The following is a 9,158-nucleotide window of genomic DNA, read 5'->3' on the forward strand; positions in this document are numbered from 1 at the left end:
CTGGTCTTTAGTGTCCATGTTGTCTTGTTTTTTAGATCAAAATGTACATTTCTGTCTTTAGCAATATTCGCTCTGCCTTCTAAAGTTGAATGATCAGCGCTTAATGTGAAGGTGCCATTGGAGATCGCTTTAACCTCTTTATTGTTCCAATAATTGTCATTTTTCCAAGATTTTGGATCTTCAAAAAGACCATCTCCTAACAATACATCAGCATGGATTTCTGAATTTTTGAGATTTGCTGTACCGATTGATAAAGTTGGAATATCTTCAATGTTTGTGTTAGTAAAAGCTCCAACAAAAATTCCTGTGCCATTTTCAACGTGAATATCTGCATTGGTTAAATTGATTTCACTGCTTTTACGTTTTTGTGGATCATCTGGATAATCTAAATCAGGATTAGAGAGAGCTATAAATTGCAAACCAGCAACTCCTGCTATCATAGAAGTATTTACGACATCAATATGTCCGTTAAATGCCGCCCATAGTGCAACTTTTTTTGCTTCTATTTTATTTTTTATTGTATTCTCTGTTGCTCCAATATAACCATTCGTCATCTTAATTGTGCTATTATTTCCTGCAAAAAGACCAACATCAAAATTTTGAATGATTGTTTTACCATTTAACTTAATTAAACTATCAGTTTCTGCAACGTTTACACCAACGGTCATTGTTTTACTTTCACTACCGGTTATAATTAAATCTCCGCTAATGATTTGACTTCCACCGTCTGCATAAAACCCTTCATCGACATTTTGAATGGTTGTTTTGCCCATTAACCTAACTTCACTACCAGAGTCCGATGTCCATATACCAGTGCGTTCGTTGTCGGAGCCTTCAAGTGCTTCACCACCGATTATCGATAAGTTTTCGCTAATGATTTTACCACCGTTAACTGCTCCAAGGCCGTCCAAAGTATTGTTAATTATTGTATCACCATGCAATTGAATTGTGCTGTCATTGCCACTTACAAATGCACCGCTTCCTTTTCCCTCTGTTGTTAGAGCAACATCTGTGGCATCAATATGCCCACCGTTGATTGCGAATAACGCTGTTTTGTTCGCGGCTACGGATCCTCCCGTCATTATGATCTTAGATCCTGAACCGTCTGCAAGGAGTCCTTCGCCATTAGATGATATAATGTTAGCATTGTTTTTTAAGATAATCGTACTGCTGGCTTCGGCGCTTCCTCCTACATCATGTCCACTAAATGATCCTCCTGAGACCGTTATTGTTGAGTGATCATTTGCAACTATACTGGCGGCTGCTTGAGTCACTGTTACATCTTTTAAAGTGACGGTACTTTTATCTGCTTTTATTCCAAAGTTCAGTAACGCATCGTCTTTATTATTCGATATCTTCACACCTTCTAGCTTGTTTTCACCGCTGTTACTGTTTAAAAAGCCGGCACCAACTAGAGAAGTTTTAATGGTCCCTCCAGTCATGTTTATTGCGCCACCATCGTTTGTTGTAAGTCCAATTTCACTATTACTAATCGTTGTTCCTTCAAGCAATTCAACTACACTGCCTTCGCCATTAGAAAATACACCAGACGATATATCTTCGTCACCTAGAGATACATCTGTAACATTTAGAGACACATTTGTGACCGTAATATGTCCACCATTTTCAGCAACCAATGCATTACCTTTCCCCGTGACGGTTCCTCCCGTCATGCTGATGGTGGAGTTTGAACTATTTGCATAGAGTCCAATGTTATCAGATGATGTAATGTTTGCATTGTTGGTTAAAGTGATGGCGCTGCCGTTTTGAGCAGATATTGTTGTATTTTGTGCATGAAATGATCCTCCTGAGGCTGTTATTGTCGAGTGATCATCTGCAACTAAGGCATTGGTTGCTTGCATGACGGTTACATCTTTTAAAGTGACGGTACTTTTATCTGCTTTTATTCCAAAGTTCAGTAACGCATCGTCTTTACTATTCGATATCTTTACACCTTCTAGCTTGTTTTCGCTGTTGTTACTGTTTAAGAAGCCAGCACCAACTAGAGAAGTTTTAATGGCTCCTCCAGTCATCTTGATTGCACCATCGTTTAGTGCTTGAAGCCCGAGTGCACTATTACTAATAGTTGTATTTCCAAGTAATTCAATTACACTGCCTTCACCAACAGAAAATACACCAGACGATATATAGTCGTCACTTGGAGCCACATCTGTGACAGTTAGAGCCACATCTGCAACAGTAATATGTCCACCATTTTCAGCAACCAATGCATTACCTTTCCCCGTGACAGTTCCTGCCGTCATTGTGATGGTGGATTTTGAACCTTCTGCATAGAGTCCAACATTATCAGATGATGTAATGTTTGCATCATTGGTTAAAGTGATAGTGCTGCCGCTTTTAGCAGATATTGTTGTATTTTGTGCATGAAATGATCCTCCCGAGATTGTTATTGTCGAATCATTCTCTGCAAATATACCGGCGGCTGCTTGAGTCACTGTTACATCTTTTAAAGTAACGGTACTTTTATCTGCTTTTATCCCAAAGTTCAGTGGCGTATCGTCTTTATCACTCGATATTGTCACATTTTCTAGTTTGTTTTCATGACTGTTACTGTTTAAGAAGCCAGCACCAGCTGCAGAAGCTGTAATGGTTCCTCCAATCATCTTGATTGCGCCATCATTTTGGAATGCAAGCCCGATTGCACTACCACTAATTGTGGTCTTTCCAAGCAATTCAATTACACTATTTGCGCCATTAGAAAATACACCAAATGACTTATCGCTATCATTTGTTTTTAGGGTAACATCTGTAACAGTAATATGACCACCATCTTCAGCAACCAAAGCACTCGCTTTTCCCGTGACGTTTCCTTCTATCATTGTGATGGAGGAGTTTGAATCTTTAGCATATAATCCAACATCATCAGATGATGTAATTTTTGCACCGTTTGTTAAAGTGATGGCGCTGCCGTTTTGAGCAGATATTGTTGCATTTTGTGCATGAAATGATCCTCCCGAGATTGTTATTGTCGAATCATGATCTGCAAATATACCGGCGGCTGCTTGAGTCACTGTTACATCTTTTAAAGTGACGGTACCTTTATCTGCTTTTATTCCAAAGTTCAGTGGCGCATCGTCTTTACCACTCGATATTGTCACATTTTCTAGTTTGTTTTCACGGCTGTTACTGTTTAAGAAGCCAGCACCAGCTGCAGAAGCTGTAATGGTTCCCCCAGTCATCTTGATTACACCACCGTTTTGTGCTTGAAGCCCGATTGCACTATCACTAATCGTTGTCTTTCCAAGTAATTCAATCATGCTACCAAGGTCATCAGAAGCTACACCAATTCCATCACCATTTGTTTTTAGGGTGACATCTGTAACAGTAATATGGCCACCGTATGTTGTCGTTACTGCTTCCTCTTTCGCTGTAATGCTCCCTCCTGTCATTTCGATGATGGACTTTGAACCTTCCGCATAGAGTCCAGCATCGTTATATGATGTAATTTTTGCACCGCCAGTTAAAGTGATGTTGCCGCCGTTTTGAGCAAATATTGCTGCTTTTTCTGCATCAAATGATCCTCCTAAGACTTTTACTGTGGAATCATATGCATCTATGGCAGTTTGTGCTTGCGTCACTGTTACATTATTTAAAGTGACATTACTGTTAGTTGCCTTGATTCCATTGATTAGTGGCGCATCATCTTTCCCACTTGATGTCACTACATCTTTCAGTTCGTTTTCTTTGCTCTTGCTATCTAAAAAGAATGCACCAACTTTGGACGCTGTAATGCTTCCCCCAGTCATTGCGATTGCGCCACTTTCTTGTGTTTTTAACCCGATTGTCGCATCATTGATCTTTGTATCAGATAATTCAATCACACTGTTTTCACCTTGAGACAATGCGCCGAATCCACTCTCAATTTTAGTACCCTTATTATATGCAGGGTTATCCCTTTCTGTAGTAGGTGCACTTGTGGTATCTTCCTTAGCTGTTAGAGTACCACCCGTGACTTTAATATGACCACCGTCGTTTGTATACAATGCTGCGTCTTTTCCAGTTACGCTTCCCCCAGTCATTTTTATGGTGGTATTTTCATCATCGGCATGGAGTCCGTTACCATTAGATGAGGTAATGTTAGTACCGCCATCTACAGTAATGGTGGTGCCGCCCATAGCATATACGCCATCCATTTTACCTTCGAATGATCCTCCGGATACTATAACTTGAGAAACGACATCCGCAAGTATACCAGTTTCTGCTTGCTTAACTGTTACATTTTCTAAAGTGATAAAACTTTCGTTGTTTATTTCTATTCCAAGGAGTGATGATGCTTCATTTTTATTATCTGATATCACTACATTTTGTAGTATATTTCTACTATTCTTACTATCATCAATATAAACACCAGTTTGAGAAGCTGTAATGTTCCCCCCAGTCAGGTTGATGTTAGCGCCGTCTTTTACAGAAATACCAAAACGAACATCAGAATCAGTGCCTTGAATATTTAAGCCATTTAATTCAAGCGCACTGTTAGCACCTTCAACTGTTACAACATATTTATCGCTACCTGTGTCTGTATTTGTGTTTTTATTTCCAGTTACAGTTACAGTACTACCGGTGATTTTTCCTTTGTTTTTTACATAAATAGTCTCGTACGTTTTTCCGGATATATCTTTTTCTTCGTTGGCAACGTCAAGAGTTTCAGCATGTGCAGTGAACTGGATGTTGAATAGTATGATAGCAGCCGCAGCTGTGCATGATAAAAGGGATGTTTTATACACTAGTATTCTCCTTATGAGAGCCCCCAAATATTCATTTCCCCGCAAACTTCATAAGAAGAAGTGAAAATGGATAGTTGTTATTAATTTCGATAATTGTCTTTATTTGGTAAGATATTTTTGGTTTTTTGTCAAAATTAAAAAACAAATGATATTAAATTTGTATTAATTTATATTTAACACACAATGTGTTTGTAATTATTTATATTATATAATTAAATTTATTGTAAATCTATATTATAGAAATTATAAATATTATTATAATACTTACATAAGTTATATTATTTTTTATAAAGTAATAATAGTATTTTCTGTAATACTTCTGCATTTTTATAACTTATCAAAGTAAGTTATGACGGTAATACTCAAACACTATTGCTAGCACTTTTGATTATTTATACCTTATTTATCATAATATTCTAATATATTTGATCTTGATATCCAAAGGAGTTGGGTGCTCTAGTATAAGAATACATTTTTTCTCCTGTTGGGGATATTTTAATAGTATACGACTAAGTTTTTATAAGCTGTTGATGTATCGATGACATTTGAAAGAGCCAGAGCCCAAGCTTATAAATCTTAATCAATGAAGATGCTTCAAGTTGAAGGCTTGAAATCAACAGTGCTTTTATATCATCAAAGTGCACCTTCATTGAAGGATTATTGCTTTCGTTATTTCGAATTTTTGACATATTTTTGACAATAAAATCTAAAAAATTGCTTCTGAGCAATTTTTTAATATAATATGTAACGTTTTTATGGCGATAGGTTTATGAGATATAAAGTTGAATTGGTAATCACCGTGATTGCTTTTACTCTCTCTGGTTGTTTTAATCTTGATTCTGAAAAAATAAAAAGAGACAAGAGGCTTTATCATGATGCATTCATGGATTGGTCGATGAAAGAAAAGTCTCTTACAGAAAATTATACTGCTATCATTATGGCTGATCCGCAACCGTGGCGTTTAAACTCTGGTGATGCCAATGGAATATCAAACAGAGAGCCATGGTTAAAGATAAATGAGCAGGTTGCTGGTGTGATAAAAGCGCACAAGGCTGCATTCCATATTGTCAATGGTGATCTGACGGAGTTTGGACAACAAAAAAACTATGATGATTATGAAAATGTTTATAAAACTCTTGGAGCACCTGTCTATGAGGGGCTAGGGAATCACGATTATGCCAATAATGTTGGTAATTGTACAAATCCTCAAGAATTCAGTTTTTACAAAGATGCTTGTGCTATAAGTGCAGTTTCAAGAATGGTATCGGAAATCAAAAAATACCGTAGTCAATTATCGCATTTCAATGCAGATGTTACTGAAAGTTTGGTTCCCATTTCGGGTGGAAATATTCGCTTGATAAGGGGGAGTTTGAGTTATTCTTGGGATTATGGAGATGTTCACTATGTGCAGCTTCACAATTATCCAAGCTATACGGTTGGTTTGAAGGGGCAGTCTACAGAAGTGCAAATCAATAAATCTTTAGATTGGCTTAGGAACGATTTAGCTGCTGCTGATGCAAGAGGTAAAGTGACAATCATTAATTTTCATGATGCGCGTGCTGCTTCCATTGATGGTGAATCCTTTTTTATTCGTAAAAAGAATGCTAAAGATTTGTCGGTCTTTAAGTCAATTATTACCTCTCATAATGTTAAAGCAATCTTCGTGGGGCACACGCATTATCAGTCTTATTGCCGTGCGAAAAATGATAAGGTTTTTGGAAATATCCCTATATATACAGCTGGTGCGCTTTTTAATGGAGATTATTACCTCATAGATGTGAAAGGCAAGACCATTCACGTTAAAGCCTATAATGGAGAAATAGGAAAACCGCTTTTAATTAAAGATCTTGGCGTTATAGGGAAAGACACCCAATTTTCGGCAAGTTGCAGTAAGTTATAATAGGATTTTTTTCTTTGTCTTAAAGCATGAGGGAAAAAGCGTATTATATGTGCGGACTTGAAGAGCAGTAGGAGTGTCTAAATGTTATTTAGAAATAGAGTGAAAAATCAGACATATTTTTTTCAAAGCTGCTAAGATTTCAGGTTATACGCTATAAGTGCAATGGTTTAATGTGAACTGAGCTTTAATACAAAGCAGAATAATGATTTGTTATTCTATTTTTTCTTTTTAGGCTTTCATCTTTGAAGAAAGGGGAGTTTGTCAAGGGTGTGTTCATAATTTGCTAGCACATGTTGTCCAGAATTATCAAGAAGGTTGTTTCTATTAGTTTGTTGCAGTATAATTATCAAGTTATGCCCTTTGTTAGAGTTTATAATATCTACTCATGGGCAACTCTTTTCTTTTTCATAAGAAAAGCTTTTTATTTTGATTAATTTTTTACTTATAATCTTCAAACAATTGATGTTTTGTGATGCTGTATAATTTCTCTTGATTAACCGTATGAACTTTTAGTTGTATTACAATTTTATCTTCTTCTTTTATACGTAAGTAAATCGTTACAATAATATGATACAAATATTGGAGTCTGTTTATAGCTGTTATGGTCTCATGCAATTATCCTTAGATGACTCTCACGTGTTTTGGCAGTTTTATCTTTTCTTTGAGAGAGGTGTAAAAAGGGGATTTTAAGAAGTTCTAGTTTAGAAAGAGTTTTTTTACACAGGAAAAGCTCTCGGATGCTGCCAAGGCTGGTATGGAACAAGCGGGCGAAGATCTGGCTAATTCGATTGTCGATGGCTTTATGTCGTCTATCTCACAATTGATGGATTTTTGTAAATCTTTGCCTAGCCGCATTAAGGGGTGGATTGGTTCCATTGATGTAAGAGAGTTTTTGCCAAGTTTTTTGGGGGGTAAAACAGCCATCCAACCCATCGTGCAATTTGCGGGGGCGGGGCATGCAAATTCCCCTTTCACAGAAGCAAAAAGCAAAGATCACTCCCCCATCACACACAATCAAAATGTCACGGTGCATGTCAATGGGGCGCGTGAACCCATGGCCACTGGTCGTGCGGTTGCCCATGCTTTGCAACGGGCACGTGCCAATGCGCTGCATGGCGGGACAGAATGAGGGGAGGGCGTCTATGAGAGATCCTTTGATGATGTTAGGACCGCATCAATTTTATGTGGACTGGCTGAATTTCCAATCTTTTGAAGAAGAGTTTTCTGCCTCATGGGTTTGTATGGAGCGTTTTGGCAAGGCACCCAGTTTGCAATTTACCGGCTATGGCAATGATGCAAAAACCATTCATGGGGTTTGGTTTCCAGAAGAATTTGGTGACCGGGTAGCGATAGATGCCATCACTACAACTATCCGAAGAGCAAAGCCGGTCCAGATGCTTCGTTGGATTAATGATACGACCTATAGTGTCCTTCTCCATGGATCCGTAGTAATCACCACGATCAATAAAGACCATGACTATATCAGTCGCTCTGGTCAATCCCAGCGCATCCGCTATTCCATTACGCTCTTGCCCTTTTTTAATGGCGGAAAACCACAAGGACAATACCAAGAGGGACAATATCAAATGGGGTATTACCAAGAGGGACAAACTCTATGAAGATACCAGAAAAACATGTTGTTGTAGAGCTAGAGGATATGAGCCTCGATCTCCTTTGCTTTCACCATGTCATGGCTGTGTTAGGGGACCGTTCTCAAGTTGGGGGACTAAACGGCTATTTAGAAGCCACACTGGAAGCCAATCCAGAGATTGCCAAATATGGTGTGTTTTTACCACGGGGCTTAAAGGTCATGCTGCCTGAATTTGTGTTGTCTAATCCTCAAAGCATGGTGAAGCGGTTATGGGATTAATGCGTACACACCCTTTTATTGTGGTCAAGGTGGGAGACAAACCTGTTCATGAGGTTTTTTACCAGCGTCTTTTAACCGCAACTATCACGGACCATGCCGGTAATGAAGCCGATATATTTGAAGCAGAGTTTGATGATAGTGGCAATGATTTAGAGGTTCCCTCAAGCAACAGCACTCTGCAAGTGATTTTTGGCTATGAGAACAGCATCAGTGCCTTTATGGGGCGTTTTGTTGTCGAATCGGTTGTAAGTTGTGGTGGCAGTGATGGAGAGATTTTGCGCCTTTGTGGCAAAAGCGCCTCGATGCGTAAAGAGCTCAAAGAACAGGTGAGTGAACATTTTGATCACAAAACTGTTGGTGAGATTGTGGAGACACTTGCCAAACGCCATGGCTATCAAGAAAAGGTCAGTCCTCAGTTCACTCAACAAACTTTGCCTTATGTGATTCGTACAGATCAATCGGCTGTTGATTTTTTAACCCGCCTTGCCGATCGCATGCGGGCACGTTTTTTGATCAAGGACAATAAGTTTTTATTTTTAAGCGGTGACAATTTACCAGCATTAGCAATCCATAAGCACGACTGTTCCAACTGGGAATTCACATTAGAGCCACGCACGCAATATGGCACCATTGAAGCTTCTTA

Annotated in this window: 5 protein-coding genes and 1 pseudogene; 5 read left to right on the top strand and 1 reads right to left on the bottom strand. The window is 38.5% G+C overall.

Features of this window, described 5'->3' with window-relative positions; translation table 11 throughout:
- The coding region (locus ACFIM6_RS08990) for a beta strand repeat-containing protein (RefSeq protein ID WP_375612554.1) at positions 1–4,745 on the bottom strand (4,745 nt) is incomplete at its 3' end.
- A gap of 769 nt (positions 4,746–5,514) precedes the next feature.
- Here ACFIM6_RS08990 and ACFIM6_RS08995 point away from each other — a divergent pair.
- The 5 genes and pseudogenes from ACFIM6_RS08995 to ACFIM6_RS09015 all read left to right on the top strand — a co-directional run.
- Entirely contained in the window at positions 5,515–6,645 is a 1,131-nt protein-coding gene (locus tag ACFIM6_RS08995) for a metallophosphoesterase (RefSeq protein ID WP_375612555.1), read from the top strand.
- A gap of 754 nt (positions 6,646–7,399) precedes the next feature.
- Positions 7,400–7,774, top strand: coding sequence for a hypothetical protein (locus tag ACFIM6_RS09000; RefSeq protein WP_375612556.1), 375 nt, complete (start codon positions 7,400–7,402; stop codon positions 7,772–7,774).
- Positions 7,775–7,787: 13 nt separating this feature from the next.
- Positions 7,788–8,264 carry a phage tail protein gene (locus tag ACFIM6_RS09005; RefSeq protein WP_375611305.1) on the top strand — a complete coding sequence of 159 codons (477 nt, stop codon included), beginning with the start codon at positions 7,788–7,790 and terminating at the stop codon, positions 8,262–8,264.
- Positions 8,261–8,515, top strand: coding sequence for a tail protein X (locus ACFIM6_RS09010; RefSeq protein ID WP_375611304.1), 255 nt, complete (start codon positions 8,261–8,263; stop codon positions 8,513–8,515). The genes ACFIM6_RS09005 and ACFIM6_RS09010 overlap by 4 nt, the downstream gene beginning before the upstream one ends.
- A pseudogene (locus tag ACFIM6_RS09015) lies at positions 8,515–9,158 on the top strand (late control protein); the annotation flags it as partial. The gene ACFIM6_RS09010 and the pseudogene ACFIM6_RS09015, both read left to right, overlap by 1 nt.

This window comes from Bartonella sp. AA9NXGY, from assembly GCF_042196845.1.
GTDB lineage: Bacteria > Pseudomonadota > Alphaproteobacteria > Rhizobiales > Rhizobiaceae > Bartonella.